Below are 16444 nucleotides of genomic sequence, written 5' to 3' on the forward strand. Positions count from 1 at the left end.
CTATTGCCCTCCCAGGGTAATGGAGGTTATTCGGTATGTTGCACGTGCGGTGGCGCGGTGCGGCGCAACTCGTGCGATTCGATGTCCACCAGGTACACCGCTTCTCTGCCGGTGAGGCCGAGTTCCCGGGACAGCGCCTCGATCCGAAGCCATTCGGAATCGGCACTGTCGACGTGGTGGGCGCCGGTCGAGGCGATGGTCATCGCGGCCAATGCCTGCGCACCACTGAGGGTGCGACCCGGCAACCACGAAACCACCCACAGGTCACCACCGACGCACCGCGCGATGTGCGCGGTCGCGTCGCTGGTCATCATTGACGCGGAAACGACTTCGATAGCCACGGATCAGCTCCCCTCGTACGAGTGACAGCCGGACCAGGGGAATGCTATAGGTCCCATATCGACTTATCGGGCCGCCAGGACGTCGTGTAGCAACCTGATAGCAATCAGTGAGTAAACCGTGTCCTTGCGGTGTCAGTCGGCCTCGGTTGTCGCGGTCGGCGGCGGGGCGGGAGCAGGCTGCGGAACCACCTCGAGGACTGCCTTCTCGATGCGGTCGCGCAGGGCCGGGCTGTCGGCGTCGCCCAGATCGAGGCAGAAGGCGTCGACCACGGCCGAGCCCATCGTGACCACTTTGGCCCACCTGACGTTGGCTCCCGTCGCGGCGAAAGCACCGGCCAGTCTGCTCAGCAAACCGATCCGGTCGTCGGCTCGCAGCTCGAGGATCACCTGTCCGGGAGTGCTGATCGGTGACCAGATCAGGCGCGGCGCGGCGCGCGCGTACCGGCCGGGCCCGGTCCCGACAGCGTCGGTTTCGCGTTTGGCCAGCACCGCGGGCAGGTCGAGCGCGCCGGTGGTGGCCCGGATCAGTTCCTGACGCAGCAGGCCCGCGTCCGGCGGATCGCCGAATTTCGGCATCACCACGAAGGTGTTGATCGCCGAATCCCCGGCGCTGCCCAGCGAGGCCGAGAGCACCCGCAACGCGTGTAGTGCCAGAACACCGGCGGCGTCGGAGAGCAGGCCCGGCTCGTCGGGGGCGATCACCGTCACCACGAAGGTGTGCTTGCCGTCGCCGGGCGCGAGGGTGACGTGTACGCCGCCTGCCCTGGCCTTGTCCAGCAGCTCCGGGTCGATCGGTTCCGGTTGCGGCAGTGGCTCGCCCGCCATGACGAGTCGGCAGCGACGCACCAGTTCCCCGATCAGCGAGGCCTTCCAGTCGCCCCAGACACCGGGGCCGGTGGCCATCGAGTCGGCCTCGGCCAGCGCGTGCAGCAGTTCGAGTAGGCCGACGTCTCCACCGAGCGCGTCGGCGACGTGCTGCACGGTGGCCGGGTCGTCGAGGTCGCGCCGGGTCGCGGTGTCGGGTAGGAGCAGGTGGTGGCGCACGATCGCGCTGAGGGTGCGCACGTCCGATGGCCACATTCCGAGCCTGCGGCCGATATGCGTGGCGAGTTCGGCGCCGACAATGCTGTGGTCGCCCTGTCGCCCCTTGCCGATGTCGTGCAGCAACGCGCCGAGCGCGAGCAGGTCGGGCCGGGCGACCCTGGTGCTCAGGCTGCTCGCGAAGGCGACGGTCTCCATCAGGTGCCGATCGACGGTCCAGGTGTGCATCGCATCGCGCGGCGGCAGATCGCGGACCGCGCCCCATTCGGGAAAGAGTCTGCCCCACAATCCGGTTCGATCGAGCGCCTCGACCGCGTCGATGCTGCCTCGGCCCGCGCCGAGCAGCACGAGCAGATCGTTGAGCGCGTCCTTGGGCCACGGTTCGCGCAGTTCGGGCGCGTCCTCGGACAGGCGGTTGAGCGTGGTCGCCGACATCGGCAGGCCGGTCTGCGCCGACGCCGCGGCCACCCGCAGGATCAGCCCTGGATCGCGTTGGGGGCGGGCGTCTCTGGCCAGCACCACCTCGCCGGAGTGCTCGACCACCCCCTCATCGAGTGGTCGGCGCACCGGCATGCGGCGCAATCTGGCCAGGCCGCGCCGCGGGAGCGCGTTGGCGGCCGTACGCAGACCGACGTCGCACGAATAGCTCACCGTACGCGCCGAATCGGTCAATGTCCGGGCGAGATCGAAACGGTCACCGATGCGTAGCGCGGCGCCGATCTCGTCGGCGTCCTGGGCGCGCAGCTGATCGCGGGCCCGGCCGGCGACCCGGTGCAGTTCGGTGCGCACGTCGAGCAATCGCCGGTGTGCCTGTTTCAGGCCGCCGCCGGGGACCTCGGGGCCCAAACCCGGCATGGCGTCGGTCAACTGGGCGATCGCGAGCGCGTCGAGCAGCTGGATATCGCGCAGCCCGCCGCGACCGTTCTTGAGATCGGGTTCGGCGCGGTGGGCGATCTCGCCGCTGCGCTGCCAGCGTGCGGTGGCCTGGGCGATGAGATCGTCGAAGCGCGACCTGATGCCGGTGCGCCATTCCCGGCGCACGCCGCCGATGAGCAGATTGCTGAGGTCTTGGTCGCCGACGATGTGACGAGCTTCCAGCAGGCCGAGCCCGGCGATCATGTCGTCGGCGGCCACCCGCAACGCCTGCGGCACGGTGCGCACGCTGTGGTCGAGCTTGATGTGGGCGTCCCACAGGGGATACCAGAGGTGATCGGCGACCTCGGAGACCACCTTCGGGTCGACGTCGTCGTGCAGCAGCACGAGGTCGAGATCGGAGTATGGCAGCATCTCACGGCGGCCGAGTCCGCCGACCGCCACGACCGACAGGCCGCTGTCGGCGGTGATGCCGAGTTCGTTGCCCTTGCTGGTGAGCCACAGTTCGAACAGGTCGACCAGGGCCTCGCGCAACGATTCCGGATCGAGCCGCGGATTGCGGGTGCCCGCTCCGTCGAGCAGCTGCGCCCTGGCCTTGACCAGATCCGCCGCTCCGTTGTTCTGAATACCGCCGTTCCGCTGTGCCACAGCCCACACCACCATTTCATGCGGGCGGCCCCGCCCCGACCGGAGAGTTCTCACCGGTGGGAGCGGGGCCGCCGCTCGATCGATTCCTCGTGCGTGACTGACCGAATTACAGTGCGTCGGTTCCGCGTTCGCCGGTACGGACGCGGATGATGGTGTCCACCGGGGTCACCCACACCTTGCCGTCACCGATCTTGCCGGTCCGCGAGGCCTCCACGATCACCTCGACGACCTTCTCGACCGACGCATCGTCCACGACGACCTCGACCCGGACCTTGGGAACGAAATCCACCGAGTACTCAGCACCGCGGTACACCTCGGTGTGGCCCTTCTGCCGGCCGTATCCCTGGACTTCGCTGACGGTCATGCCGAGCACGCCTGCCTGTTCCAGCCCGGACTTCACATCTTCGAGCGTGAACGGTTTGACGATTGCCGTAACCAGTTTCATGTTCGTCATGCCTCCTTGACGAGCGTGCGTGCCGTGCCACCCACAGCAGCGAAATCGTATGCGGTTTCCGCGTGCTCGGCTTCGTCGAGGCCCGCAGCCTCGGACTCTTCACTGGCGCGCAGGCCGATCGTGAACTTGATCGCGTACGCGATGATGGCCGTGGCGACCAGCGAGTAGGCGAGAACGGCGAAGGCACCGACAGCCTGCAGCTTCAACTGCTCGACTCCACCACCGTAGAACAGTCCATCGACACCCGCGGGAGCTTCGCTGGTAGCGACGAGTCCGACGATCAGCGTGCCGACCAGACCACCGACGAGGTGGACGCCGACGACGTCGAGCGAGTCGTCGAAGCCGAAGCGGAACTTCAGGCCGACGGCCAGGGCGCACAGCGCACCGGAGACGACACCGACAGCCAGGGCGCCGACCACGTTGACCGAGGAACAGGCCGGGGTGATCGCGACGAGACCGGCGACGATGCCCGAGGCAGCGCCGAGCGAGGTCGGGTGACCGTCGCGGACCTTCTCCACGAGCAGCCAGGCCAGCATCGCGGCGGCGGTGGCGATCGTGGTGGTGAGGAAGGTGGCACCCGCGACACCGTTGGCGCTCAGCGCCGAACCCGCGTTGAAGCCGTACCAGCCGAACCACAGCAGACCGGCGCCGAGCATCACGAACGGCAGGTTGTGCGGACGGAACGGCGTCTTCGGCCAGCCCTTGCGCTTGCCGAGGATCAGGCAGAGCACCAGACCGGCGGCGCCGGCGTTGATGTGGACCGCGGTACCACCGGCGAAGTCGATCGCCTTGAGGTTGTTGGCGATCCAGCCGCCGTTCTCACCGGTGTAGCCGCTGAAGGCGAACACCCAGTGCGCGACGGGGAAGTAGACGACCGTGGCCCAGATTCCGGCAAATACGAGCCACGACCCGAACTTCAAGCGGTCGGCGACCGCGCCCGAGATGAGTGCGACCGTGATGATCGCGAACATGAGCTGGAAGGCGACGAACACCGAGAGCGGGATCGTGCCGAACAGCGGGATGGCGGCGGGGGCCGCGGGGTCGGTAGTCGCTAGATAGTCGCCGCCCAGGACGCCCTTGAGGCCGAAGTACTGGAACGGATCACCGACCAGCTTGCCCTTGTCCTCGCCGAACGCCATCGAGAAGCCGTATAGACACCACAGGATGGTGATCAGGCCCATCGCGGAGACGCTCATCATGATCATGTTCAGCACGTTCTTGCCACGGACCATACCGCCGTAGAAGAACGCCAGACCCGGCGTCATCAACAGCACCAGGGCCGCCGACGCCAGCATCCAGGCGGTGTCACCGGCGTCCGGTGCGCCGATCAGTGGAAATGCCACCTTGTGTTCCTCCTCATCTCGGGCCCTGCCGATGACGGCAAAAGGACCTGTACAGAAGGGTCGCCACTCGGTGTTTCATCCGTTGAGCTGTGGTGTTTCACCTGAGTGAACGGATAGCGCTGTTGTGTTGCATCCACGTTTCGTGTGGTCGGCATGAGCCTGTCAGCTCACGGTGAGATCGGTACGGATGTGCGATTCGCCGCGAGTTCGCGCGGCGATTCGCCGCGACGCCGTTGCCCGGAAACCGTGATGTCAGCCCCTGAAAGCAGCGATGCCCGCCCGATCGCTGGATCGGACGGGCATCGACGAAACCGCTACGCGGTGCCCCCGAGCAGGGCGTCGACGAACGCGCCTGGCTCGAACGGCGCCAGGTCGTCGGCGCCCTCGCCGAGGCCGACGAGTTTCACCGGCACACCGAGTTCGTGCTGCACCTGGAACACGATGCCGCCCTTGGCGGTGCCGTCGAGCTTGGTGAGCACCACGCCGGAGATATCGACGACGTCGGCGAACACCCGCGCCTGCATCAGGCCGTTCTGGCCGACGGTCGCGTCGAGGACCAACAGCACCTCGTCGACCTCCCCCTTCTTCTCCACGACCCGCTTGACCTTGCCCAGCTCGTCCATCAGGCCGGTCTTGGTGTGCAGGCGGCCCGCGGTGTCGATGAGGACAGCGTCGACGCCGCGGTCGATGCCCGCGGTGACCGCGTCGAAGGCGACGGCGGCCGGGTCGGCGGCCTCTTTACCGCGCACGGTCTCGGCGCCCACCCGTTCGCCCCAGGTCTGCAGCTGATCGGCGGCGGCGGCGCGGAAGGTGTCGGCGGCGCCGAGCAGCACGCGGCGGCCGTCGGCGACGAGCACGCGGGCCAGCTTGCCGGTGGTGGTGGTCTTACCGGTGCCGTTGACGCCGACCACGAGCAGGATCGCGGGCTTGTCGCCGTGCGGGAGGGCGTGGATGGAACGGTCGAGCTCGGGGCGCAGCGCCTCGACGAGCACGTCACGCAGGGCGACGCGGGCCTGTTCGGGAGTGCGCACGCTGCGTGAGGCCATCTCTTCGCGCAGGCGTTCGACGATCTTCGCGGTACTCGCGGTGCCGATATCGGCCAGCACCAGGGTGTCTTCGATCTCCTCCCACGAATCCTCGTCGAGGTCGCCGCCGCCGAGCAGGCCGAGCAGGCTCTTGCCGACGGCGTTCTGGGAGCGAGACAAACGGCCGCGCAGGCGGACGAGACGGCCCGTGGTGGGGTCGATCTCTTCGATCGCGGTGGTGACCGGGTCGACCTCGGCCGGGGCCGGTGCGGAAGGAGTCTCGGTCGGCGCGGTATCGGTGGGCGCTTCCCGCGTGGGGGCAGCGTCAGAAGGCGCGGTCTCGGCGTCGGGCTCGGCCGGTGCGGCGGTGTCGAGGGCGGACGCGTCGTCGGGGACGACCACGGTCTCGTCGAGGACGACATCGCCCTCGGGCAGCGGAACATCGGTGATGCCGCGGCGCGGGGCGTCACGCGGGATCGCGGCGTCGTCGCCGACGTGCGGTTGACCGTCGGTATCGGTGCGCTCCGGGACGGGTTCGGGCTCGGTCACGGTCGCCGTCGAGCCGCCCTGGCTGAAGTTGAACCCCCCGGACGCGGTGTAACCACCGGAGCGGTCCGTCAACTCCTTGTCCGGCTCGGGCGGGGCCAGCGAAATCTGGCGTCGCTTGTACAGGACGAAACCCGCGACGAGCGCCACCAACAGGACGGCGGCGATCGCGGCGATCAGGATCCACGCTTGCGAACTCACCCGGCGAGTCTATTCGTGCGGGGAGTTGCCGCACGTCGGCGGCGTCTGCGCAGCAGGTCGAGGAGGCGTATCCGGGCGCGTCGCGGTATGGCGGAAACACTACAGATTCGTTGTCCTGCGGAACTTCTGGCGCTTGCCCCATAGGATCGGCGGAGTGACCGATCGAAACGTGCTTGGGGGGCCGCTTGAAGAGTGCGGCGCCGATCCTCTCACGGGCTTCTACCGGGACGGCTGCTGCAGCACCGGTCCGGAGGATCTCGGCAGCCACACCGTGTGCACCGTCGTGACGGCGGAATTCCTGGAGCATCAGGCCTCCATCGGCAACGACCTCAGCACCCCCCGCCCAGAGAACAATTTTCCCGGCCTGCAACCGGGCGACCGCTGGTGCGTGGTGGCGGTCCGCTGGTTGCACGCCCACGAGGACGGCGTAGCCGCACCCGTGGTCCTGGCCGCAACCCACGAGAACGCGCTGGAGGTCATCTCCATGGATATCCTGCGAAAATACGCAGTCGACGTCCCCGACGACGTCAGCGATCTGCTCTAGCTCCCCCGCCGCCCCGGGTGTTTCGCAGATCGCGTCGGCGGTGCGCCTTCTGACGGCAGGCCGGGGAGCAGTAGCGGGCCGGCCTACCGATCCCCGGGCGGCGGACGGGCGCGCCACAGATGGGGCAGGGAGCCGAGGTTTCGTTACTTTCAGCCCTTTCGTTACGGTCGATTTTCGCGAGTTCCGTTACGGGTGCCGGGCGCGTCCGCAGCGCGTCGAGGATGAGGACGACGGCCGGGGCGAGTGGATCCTCGGCCCGTCGATGTCGTTGGATCGCAACGCATCCGGTGAAGATGTCCAAGACATCGGTGATCACCACATCGCGCCGGACCGCGCCCTGACGTTGAGCCGAGGCGAGTAGAGCGCCCAGTGCCCGGTGGAAGCGATTGCCCGCGTCGCGAAGTAGGGCGCGGGGCCAGCCGTCGTCGGATTGCACCAGGTCGCACAGGTCCTTGTTGCCGGGCGTCGTCACGATCACGTGGGTGCACAGGGCGAAGAAGGCCGCACCCGGGTCCGGATCGGTGAGGTGTTCGGCCGCCAACGCCGCCAGTCGATCGACGCGCTGTTGCATAACCGCTTCCAGCAGATCGGTTTTCGTGGGGAAATGCCGATGGACGGTGCCCGCGCCGACACCCGCGCGGCGAGCCACTTCCGCCAGTGAGACCGTGGTGCCGCGTTCGGCGAGCGCCCGCTGGGCGGCGGCCAGGATCAGCGCGCGGTTGCGACGCGCGTCGGATCGGATCGCCGGTTCCGCGCCGTGGTCGACCGTCATTTCGTTACGCCTTCCCTGCACCGGACCTGGCCAACCGGGTGTGCCCACCCGTACCGTCCGGAATACGGGTCGACCGACCCGATTGTAGGCACACGATCGATCACGAAACGGAGCTCCTCCGCAATGACATCAGTACTTCCCGTTCTGGTCACCGGCGCGACGGGCAAGCAGGGCGGCGCGACTGCCTACCGATTGCTCAGCCGGGGACACGAGGTTCGCGCTCTGGTCCGCGACCCCGACTCCCCCGCCGCCCGCGCACTGGCCGTCGCGGGTGCCGAACTGACGGTCGGCGACTTCGACGACTCGGCATCCCTGCATGTCGCGGCAACCGGAACACGAGCCGTATTCCTGGTCCCCCCAGCCGATTACAGGGTGAAAGGGTGGGGCGAGGACACCGAGGGCCGCCGCGGCATCGCCATGATCGACGCGGCCCGCGCCGCCGACGTCGAGCAGATCGTGTTCACCGGCGTCGCCACGATGGGCGACGCGCAATCGTGGGGTCAGCGGGGCAAACAAGAGATCGAGCGAGCCCTGGCGGCGTCCGGCCTGCGCTACACCGTGTTGCGGCCGGTGCGCTTCATGGAGAACTACCTCCTCCATGGCTCGCCCGTCGACGGCATCCGCGAAGGCGGCGAACACGCCCACCTGTTCCCCGCCGATCGCCCGCTCCAGATGATCGCCATCGACGACATCGGCGCCTTCGCCGCCCTGGCCTTCGCCGACCCCGAAACCTGGCACGCCCGCACCCTCGAACTGGCGGGTGACGCCGTCACCCCGGTCGACGCGGCCGCCACCATCAGCGCCGCCATCGGCCACCCCGTCCACTACCGTGAGATCGGCGAGGAGGAAGCCGACGCGACCGGCCCCCAGCTCGGCAACACCTGGCGCCTGATCCGCGAAACCGGCGGCTGGCACGCCGACATCCCCGCCCTACGCGCCCTGTACCCGGAGCTGACCTCCCTGCGCGACTGGCTCGCACGCGGCGGCACCCAACGGATCCTCGACCGGATCGACGCCACGGCCCCGGCGAGCGGGCTCCACTGAGACTCTGCTCGCCGCCCCGGCGTCAGGCGGAGGCCGACACCGGGTCGGGGTCGGTGACCTCGGCCCGGTTCAGGCGTTGCGAGATGACCTGGGTGATGCCGTCGCCCCGCATGCTCACGCCGTAGAGGGCGTCGGCGATCTCCATGGTGGGCTTCTGGTGGGTGATGACGATCAGCTGACTCTTCTCCCGCAGCTGTTCGAACAGGCCGATCAGGCGCCGCAGGTTGGTGTCGTCCAGCGCCGCCTCGACCTCGTCCATCACGTAGAACGGTGAGGGGCGGGCGCGGAAGATCGCCACGAGCAATGCCACTGCGGTGAGCGACTTCTCGCCGCCGGAGAGCAACGACAGGCGCTTGACCTTCTTGCCGGGCGGACGGGCCTCGACCTCGATGCCGGTGGTGAGCATGTCCGACGGATCGGTGAGCACCAGCCTGCCCTCGCCGCCGGGGAACAGTTTCCCGAAGACGCCGACGAATTCGCGTTCCACATCGGCGTAGGCCTCGGTGAACACCTGCAGGATGCGGGCGTCGACCTCGGCGACCACGTCGAGCAGGTCCTTGCGCGCGTTCTTCACGTCTTCGAGCTGGGTGGCGAGGAAGGTGTAGCGCTCCTCGAGGGCCGCGAACTCCTCCAGCGCAAGGGGATTGACCTTGCCGAGCGTGGTGAGGTCCTTCTCGGCCCGTTTGGCGCGGCGCTCCTGCGTCGGCCGGTCGTAGGGCATCGGCTGCGGCGCGCTGACCTGTTCGCCGCGCTCCTTGGCCTGCTCGTACTCGTGCATCTCCAGCGCCGAGGGCGGCAGCACCACGTCGGGTCCGTATTCGGCGACGAGGTCGGCGAGCGCGATGCCGAACTGTTCGGAGATGGTCGTCTCGAGCTGTTCGATGCGCAGTGCCGCTTGGGCTTTGGCGACTTCGTCGCGGTGCACGGCGTCGGTGAGCTGGGCCAGCTGGGTGTTCAGCGCGCGTGCGCGTTCCTTCACCTGTTCCAGCGCCGCGGCGCATTCGCCACGGCGACGGACCAATTCGTCACGTCGGGCCGCGGCGGTGGCCACGACCTGCTCGAGTTCGTGTTTGATCTTGCTACCCGATTCGGCGACCGCCGCGGCTACGGCGGCCGCTTGGCGCCGAGCGGCCTGGGCGCGTTCGGCGCGGGCCCTGGCCTCCCGCTCGCCACGGGCGGCCCTGCGCAGCGAATCCGCTTTGCCGCGCACCGATTCCGCGCGTTCCTCCGAGGTGCGCACGGACAGTCGAGCCTCGACCTCCATGGTCCGGGCCTCGGCGAGCGCGGCGGCGGCTTCTTCCCTGGCGTACCCCGCGGTCTCGGTGCTCGCGGCGCCGAAACTGTCGTCGCTGCCGTCGTGTTCGATCTCGGCGTGACGCAACCGGTCCTCGAGTTCGGCGAGGGACGCGAGTGACTTCTCCCGCGCCGCTTCGGCTTCCGCGCGCTGGGTGGCCAGCCGCTCCCCCTCGGTCTGCGCCGCGCGCGCACTCTGCCCCACCCGGGCCAGTCGGTCGTAGATCGCCAGCAGCGCCTGATCGGATTCGTGCAGCGCCATCAGCGCGTGGTCGGCGGCGTCCTTGCGGTCGGTCTGTTCGGCGAGCGCACCGGCCAGTGCCGCCTCCAACTCCTCGGCCCGCCGTTGCGCCGCCGCCAGTTCCGCGGTGGCGGCGTCGATATCGGCTTGGACCTCGAGCTGGCTCGGCATCCGTTCGGAGCCGCCGACGACCCAGCCCGCACCGGCCAGGTCACCGTCACGGGTCACCACCCGCAGTTCCGGGCGCAGGGCGACGAGCTCGGTGGCGGTCGCCAGATCGTCGACGACCACGACATCGGCGGTGAGCGCGGCCAGCGCGGGTCGCACCTGCTCGTCGCCTTCGAGCACGTCGGCGAGCCACTGCGCGCCGGCGGGCAACGCGGAACGCTCGGCAGGTATCGCCCGGTCGGTGGCGAAGACGAACGCCACCCGACCGCCGTCACCGGTGCGCAGTTCCCGCACCGCCGAGTCGGCGGTGGTCGCGGTATCGGCGGTGATGGCATCGGCCAGCGGACCGAGCAGCGCGGCCACGGCGGCCTCGAAGCCGGACTGCACGCGCAACAGGCCCGACAGCCGCCCGCCGAGCCCGCTCACGCCGTGTTCGAGCAGCCAGGCCGCGCCGTCCTTGCGGGCCAGGTTCATGGCGAGCGCTTCGATGCGGGCGCCGAGCCGGGCGACGAGCTTGCTCGCCTCCCGGTCGAGTTCCCGCAGTTCCCGCACGCGCTCGTCGGCCAGGCCCTGGGCGGCGACGGCATGTTCGTGCTGGGCGTCCAGGCCCTTCTCGCCCGCGTCGAGTTCACCGAGTTCGTCCTGCACCGAGTCGTATTCGACCTGCGCGGTCTCACCGCGGTGCCGGGCGTCGGCGATGGCCACGGACAGGCGCGCGATCTCGGCGTCCACGGACTGGGCGCGGGTGCGCAACGTGTCGACCTGGCCCGACAGCCGGGCCAGCCCTTCGCGGCGATCGGCGATCGCGCGCACTGCGGCCAGGTGCGCCTGCTCGGCGGCCTTGGCGGCGTGCTCCCGCTCGGCGAGGGCTTCGCGCGCGGCCTCGAGGGTCTCGGTGGCCATCTCGACCGCGTATCGCAGTTCGGCCTCTTCGGCTTCGATCCGCTCGGCCTCGGCCTCGAGCTGCTCCGGGTCGCGGCCGGTGCCGACCGGCGCCTCGGTGTGCAGGTGCCTGGCCCGGTCGCTGGCGATGCGGATGGTGGCGTTCACCCGTTCGGCCAGTGCCGAGAGCTGGAACCAGGTCTGCGCGGCGGCCTCGGCGCTGGGGCTGAGCCGCGACAGCTGGAACTCCTGCTGCGCGAGTGCGGCATTGGCGGCGTCGAGTTCGGTCTGCACGTTGATCTGCTGTTCGCGGGCGTAGGCCTCTTTGCTGAGCTGGGACTCCAACTCGCCACGGCGGGTCACCAGGTCGTCGGCGGCCAGTCGCAGCCGCGCGTCGCGCAGGTCGGCCTGCACGGTCTGCGCGCGGCGGGCGACCTCGGCCTGGCGGCTGAGCGGCTTGAGCTGGCGACGCAGTTCGGTGGTGAGGTCGGTGAGCCGGGCGAGGTTGGCCTGCATCGCATCGAGCTTGCGGACCGCCTTCTCCTTGCGCCTGCGGTGTTTGAGCACGCCCGCGGCCTCTTCGACGAACGCGCGCCGATCCTCCGGCCGCGATTCCAGGATCGCCGACAGCCTGCCCTGACCCACGATGACGTGCATCTCGCGCCCGATACCGGAGTCGGACAGCAGTTCCTGCACATCCATCAACCGGCACGTGCTGCCGTTGATCTCGTACTCGCCCGCGCCGTCGCGGAACATGCGCCGGGTGATCGACACCTCGGCGTAGTCGATGGGCAGCGCGCCGTCGGAGTTGTCGATGGTCAGCGTCACCTCGGCACGACCCAGCGGTGCCCGCCCCACGGTCCCGGCGAAGATGACGTCCTGCATCTTCCCGCCCCGCAACGCTTTGGCACCCTGCTCGCCCATCACCCAGGAGAGCGCGTCCACGACATTGGATTTGCCGGACCCGTTCGGCCCGACGACGCAGGTGATGCCCGGTTCGAAGCGCAAAGTGGTCGCAGACGCGAAGGACTTGAAACCCTTCAACGTCAAGCTCTTCAGATGCAAGAGAACTCGTCCGCCTCTCCGCGACTCAGGCCAGACCTAGGTGCGTGCAGGCATCGCACGCGGCCAGCGGTGATGGGGGTGACTCGGGCAGCCGGTTCCCGACGAGTTACCCATGTGCTCGCGAAAGCCTAGCGGACGTAGCGGCAGGTTTGCGGTCAGTGCGGGTTGATGTGCTTCATCTGCTTCTGCAGCTGACGGATATGGGTTGCGGTACCAGGGCTCGCTTCCCAGCCGGTGATCACGCGGAAGACCAGGACCGCGCCCCACGGGCCGATCACCCACATCGGCCAGAAGTAGGTGAGCTCGCCCGCGGTGAGCGAGATCAGACCCCAGATGACCAGCACGATCACGCTGACGCCGAGCCAGCTGCCCGCCTCGATGCGTTGCCAGATCGGGAATCGCGCACCGGGCTTGCGTTCGACCGGCGCGGCCGCTTGCTGCTGTTTCGTCAGCTCGGGCAGATCGGACAGGACGACGGCGAGTTCGTCACGCGTGGCGGTCGCGTAGACCTTGGCCACCCGCAGATCGTATTCGCCCAGGTCGAGCCTGCCGTCGGCCAGATGCGTGCCCAACTGGGCGACGATCGCGTTGCGTTCGGCGTCGGACGCGCGCGTACCCGGGGTGATATCCATGCCGACGTCCTCTCGGTCACATCCACGGTGGAGTGCTGGTTTCCAGCGTCCACCCTCCACAGTGCGATGTCAACCGATCGTTCCGGCTCAGAGAATGGCGAAGGCCACCACGAGACCCAGCGCGAAGTGCGCGGCGGCGACGACGAGGACCTCGGGGGTGTAGGTCTCGGCGTGCAAGGTGCGGCCGATGTCGATGCCGGTGACCTTCTCGATCACCCGCACCGAGATCACCTGCGCGATGATGCCCACCAGGCCGTAGATGATCGCCGCGATCAGACCTTCCGACAGCTTGCCGCTGCCGCCGGTGGCCAGCACCGCGAACACGACGATGAACGCCATGCTGATCATTCCGGCCGCCGAGACGATGATCGCGTTCGGCTTGCCCGCGACCACCAGGTCGCGCAGCTTGCCGGGCGTGGTCAGGTCGATGGCGAAAAAGCCGATCAGCATCAGCGCGAGGCCGATCAGGCAGTACAGGATGATGGCGCCGACGCCTTCACCGAGCGCACTCCAATAACCCGATTCCAGGGCGAGGGCGGTCATCGTGGTCCTTTCGAACAATGTTGTGAGGTCAGTGGTTTCAGTCGACGATGCGGTGCGGGACGAACGCGGCGCCGTCATCGGTGATCAGGCCCGCGGTCTCGCGGATGCCGAGCCCGGCCGCGGTGTCACCCACGACCCAGGCGCCGAGCACCGGCCGCATTCCGTCGAATTCCGGTAGCGGGTCGAGCAATTGGTAGACGAAACCCTCGGCGCCGTAGACGCCGCCGGTCGCGGTCTCCATCCCGGGGCCGACGATGGTCATGTTCGCGCCCTCGCGGCCGAGCTTGGGTTTGCGAATGTATTCGGTGAGCTCGTGCGGGTCGTCGAGATAGGCGGGCAACAGGTTGGGGTGACCGGGATACATCTCCCACAGGATCGCCAGGATCGCCTTGTTGCTCAGCAGCGTGGTCCACAGCGGTTCGATCCACGCGGTCGCGGGCAGGCTGCCGACCACGCGCTTACCGAAGTCGTCGTCGAGGATCCACTCCCACGGATACAGCTTGAAGATCGCCTCGATCGGCGCCTCGGCCAGATCGACGAACCGGTTCAGCTCGGTATCGAAACCGACTTCCTCGATCGGCAGCGCGACGGTGTCGAACCCGGCTTCGGCCGCTGTCTCCTGCATGTAGGCGGTGGTGACGTTGTCCTCGCCGGTCGCGTCGGCGCCCGACCAGGTGAAGTGCAGTTCGGTACCGGGCAGCACGCCGCGCAGTTCGGTCCAGCGCTCCACCAGCTTCTCGTGCAGCGAATTCCATTGGTCGCCACCGGGATACACCTGCTGGAGCCAGTGCCACTGGATGATCGCGGCCTCGAGCAACGAGGTCGGAGTGTCGGCGTTGTACTCGAGCAGCTTGGCCGGGCGACGCGCGTCGTAGCGCAGATCGAAGCGGCCGTACACGTAAGGGTCACTGCGACGCCATGATTGCGCGATCGGGGCCCACGTCCATTCCGGCAGACCGAAATCGGCGAAACGCTCGGTGAGTACCACGTGTTCGACCGCGTGCAGGCACATCGACTGGAGCAGTTCCACATCGGCTTCCAGCGCCAGGATCTCGTCCATCGAGAACTCGTAGTGCACCGACTCGTCCCAGTACGGCCGTGGCTGACCGCTGGCGTCGCGCCCCGGCGCACCGTAGACGAGGCCCTGCTTTTCGACGATCTGCTGCCAGTCCCGGCGTGGGGCGCTCTTGTTGCGCCGCATCTACGACCCACTCCCGCCGGTCGACTTGCTGCCGAGTCCGCCGCGCTGCACCGTGGTGCCGCTCTTGGTCGTGATCTGGGCATTGCGCGGTTTCACCGAGGTGCCGCCCGTCGGCGGCTTGCCGATCGTCGGTGTGCCGCCGTAGTGGTAGCGGTACTGCGGCCAGCCCAGAATCAGCAGCCCGGCGCCGTGACCGCCGGAGCCCTCACTACGGAAATTGGTCTTGCCGTCGCCGCAGTTCTCGTCGGGGACAACGACTTCCTGCCCGTTCTGGTCGATCTGCACGCACGAGGCCGTCACCTGGTCGGGTGCGGTGATCGCCCGGTAGGCGAGGTAGCCGCCGCCGACGAGCGCGGCGACGCCGACGATGGCGACACCGCCGATCATCACGCGTTTGCGGTTGCGCCGCTTCTCCTCCGCCGCCGCGGCCGCCGCGCGCTCGGCCTCTTCGGCTTGCCTACGGGCCTTGTCTCGGGCGCGCGCCTCGCCGACGGTCGGCGGACGCGGCTGGGTGACGCCGGGTTCCTGCCGCGCCATCCGGCCGGGTTGCGGCTGGCCGACGGGATGCCCGCCGGTGCCGAAAGCGGGCGGCGTCGACCCCGCGTCGGGTTCGGACGGCGTCGAACTCCCCTCCGGTGCGGACCATCCCGCGCCGGGATCGGGTGGCGTCCACGGGGACCTGCCCGGCTCGCCGTTCGAGGGTTGTTCCGGTCGATCGGGCGGTCCGGGGTTCTGTGTGCTCACCGCTGCCGCCCCCTAGCCCCCGAAGTCACCACTAGCGCTCCTCGAATCCGGTCATGTCGCCCCGCGCGGGCTCCCAGCTTTCCACAACCAGGTCTACCCGCCCAGGAGCACGCCCGGACAGACCATGTGTCGCGTGCCCGACGGCTCGAGAGCTATCGGGCGCTTCGCCGGACCGTAGCAGTTCCAGCAATTTCTCGCCCGCCGTTCGTGGTCCTTCGGCGACAACGTGGACGCGACCGTCGCGATGGTTGCGCGCGTAGCCGACCAGCCCGAGTTCCAGTGCGCGCGACCGAGTCCACCACCGAAAACCCACGCCCTGCACGTACCCGTGCACCCACGCACTCAGCCGAACCGGCTCCCCGCTCATGCGTCGATGTCGAAGGTCAACGTCACCTTCGTGCCCGCTTTGAGGGTGCGGCCGACGGTGCACACCTTGTCGACGGCACGCTGCACGGTGACCAGTAGTCGTTCGCGGGCGGCCTCGTCGAGTTCGGACAGATCCAGTTCGAGGACCTCGTCGAGCTGCGGGTAGAGCTCGTTCTCACGGTCGGCATCGCCCGAGACGCGGATGGTGGCGTCGAACTCGTCGCCGAGGCGACGCGACAACGGCAGGTCCGAGCTGAGCCCGGTGCACCCGGCCAGCGCGATCTTGAGCAGCTCACCGGGCGTGAAGGCACCGGGGACACCCTGGGAGGCGATCAAGACCTCCGCGCCACGGTTGCTGCGCCCGGTGTAGGCACGGGTTCCGGTGCGCTCGACCCACAGTTCGGTGGGGGCGTTGTTCACGGGTGCGGTCTGCTCAGCCATGCCTAGATCCTGCCATTCGCTCGAGGACGATCCACG

Annotated in this window: 15 protein-coding genes; 2 read left to right on the plus strand and 13 right to left on the minus strand. The window is 68.7% G+C overall.

The annotated features are described in order from the left end of the window. Positions 1-26: 26 nt before the first annotated feature. The 5 genes from OHS03_RS19650 to ftsY all read right to left on the minus strand — a co-directional run bounded on the left by OHS03_RS19650 (position 27) and on the right by ftsY (position 6472). On the minus strand, positions 27-341 hold the full coding sequence (locus tag OHS03_RS19650; protein ID WP_328656071.1) for a hypothetical protein: 315 nt from the start codon (positions 339-341) through the stop codon (positions 27-29). A 132-nt stretch (positions 342-473) separates the two neighbouring features. Next, a complete protein-coding gene (locus OHS03_RS19655; RefSeq protein WP_328656073.1) occupies positions 474-2918 on the minus strand; it encodes a [protein-PII] uridylyltransferase in 2445 nt (814 codons plus the stop codon). 91 nt (positions 2919-3009) lie between these two features. Further along, positions 3010-3348 (minus strand): P-II family nitrogen regulator, encoded by a 339-nt coding sequence (locus OHS03_RS19660; protein WP_056815692.1) that lies wholly within the window; start codon positions 3346-3348, stop codon positions 3010-3012. A 5-nt stretch (positions 3349-3353) separates the two neighbouring features. Next, positions 3354-4700, minus strand: coding sequence for an ammonium transporter (locus OHS03_RS19665; RefSeq protein WP_328656075.1), 1347 nt, complete (start codon positions 4698-4700; stop codon positions 3354-3356). A gap of 314 nt (positions 4701-5014) precedes the next feature. Beyond that, complete coding sequence (ftsY, locus tag OHS03_RS19670; protein ID WP_328656077.1) at positions 5015-6472, minus strand: signal recognition particle-docking protein FtsY; 1458 nt, start codon at positions 6470-6472, stop codon at positions 5015-5017. 154 nt (positions 6473-6626) lie between these two features. Between ftsY and OHS03_RS19675 the strand changes: the two genes are divergently transcribed. Beyond that, the gene (locus tag OHS03_RS19675) at positions 6627-7016 is read left to right on the plus strand and encodes a DUF2237 family protein (protein ID WP_014987060.1); all 390 of its coding nucleotides are present in this window, start codon (positions 6627-6629) and stop codon (positions 7014-7016) included. Here OHS03_RS19675 and OHS03_RS19680 read toward each other — a convergent pair. Beyond that, entirely contained in the window at positions 7000-7788 is a 789-nt protein-coding gene (locus OHS03_RS19680) for a TetR family transcriptional regulator (protein WP_328656079.1), read from the minus strand. The two genes, OHS03_RS19675 and OHS03_RS19680, sit on opposite strands and share 17 nt — an antisense overlap. Positions 7789-7911: 123 nt before the next feature. On the opposite strand from OHS03_RS19680, the gene OHS03_RS19685 reads away from it, so the two are divergent. Further along, positions 7912-8832, plus strand: coding sequence for an NmrA/HSCARG family protein (locus OHS03_RS19685; RefSeq protein WP_328656081.1), 921 nt, complete (start codon positions 7912-7914; stop codon positions 8830-8832). A 22-nt stretch (positions 8833-8854) separates the two neighbouring features. Here the strand turns inward: OHS03_RS19685 and smc are convergent, their stop codons facing one another. From smc to OHS03_RS19720, 7 genes are all read right to left on the minus strand, one after another. Next, complete coding sequence (gene smc, locus OHS03_RS19690; RefSeq protein ID WP_328656083.1) at positions 8855-12481, minus strand: chromosome segregation protein SMC; 3627 nt, start codon at positions 12479-12481, stop codon at positions 8855-8857. Between the two features lie 155 nt (positions 12482-12636). Continuing rightward, a complete protein-coding gene (locus OHS03_RS19695) occupies positions 12637-13113 on the minus strand; it encodes a DUF1707 SHOCT-like domain-containing protein (protein WP_328656085.1) in 477 nt (158 codons plus the stop codon). Positions 13114-13200: 87 nt separating this feature from the next. Next, positions 13201-13656: a DUF350 domain-containing protein gene (locus tag OHS03_RS19700; protein ID WP_062986928.1), complete on the minus strand. Its 456-nt coding sequence runs from the start codon at positions 13654-13656 to the stop codon at positions 13201-13203. Between the two features lie 37 nt (positions 13657-13693). Then, a complete protein-coding gene (locus OHS03_RS19705) occupies positions 13694-14857 on the minus strand; it encodes a glutathionylspermidine synthase family protein (protein WP_328656087.1) in 1164 nt (387 codons plus the stop codon). Further along, positions 14858-15601, minus strand: a complete 744-nt coding sequence (locus OHS03_RS19710) for a hypothetical protein (RefSeq protein WP_062986926.1) — start codon at positions 15599-15601, stop codon at positions 14858-14860. It abuts the gene before it with no gap. A 31-nt stretch (positions 15602-15632) separates the two neighbouring features. Beyond that, complete coding sequence (locus OHS03_RS19715) at positions 15633-15968, minus strand: acylphosphatase (protein WP_328656089.1); 336 nt, start codon at positions 15966-15968, stop codon at positions 15633-15635. After that, positions 15965-16408 carry an OsmC family protein gene (locus tag OHS03_RS19720; protein ID WP_328656091.1) on the minus strand — a complete coding sequence of 148 codons (444 nt, stop codon included), beginning with the start codon at positions 16406-16408 and terminating at the stop codon, positions 15965-15967. Before OHS03_RS19720 ends, OHS03_RS19715 begins: the two co-directional genes overlap by 4 nt. Between the last annotated feature and the right edge of the window lie 36 nt (positions 16409-16444).

Source organism: Nocardia salmonicida (genome assembly GCF_036142455.1).
Lineage (GTDB): Bacteria > Actinomycetota > Actinomycetes > Mycobacteriales > Mycobacteriaceae > Nocardia > Nocardia salmonicida.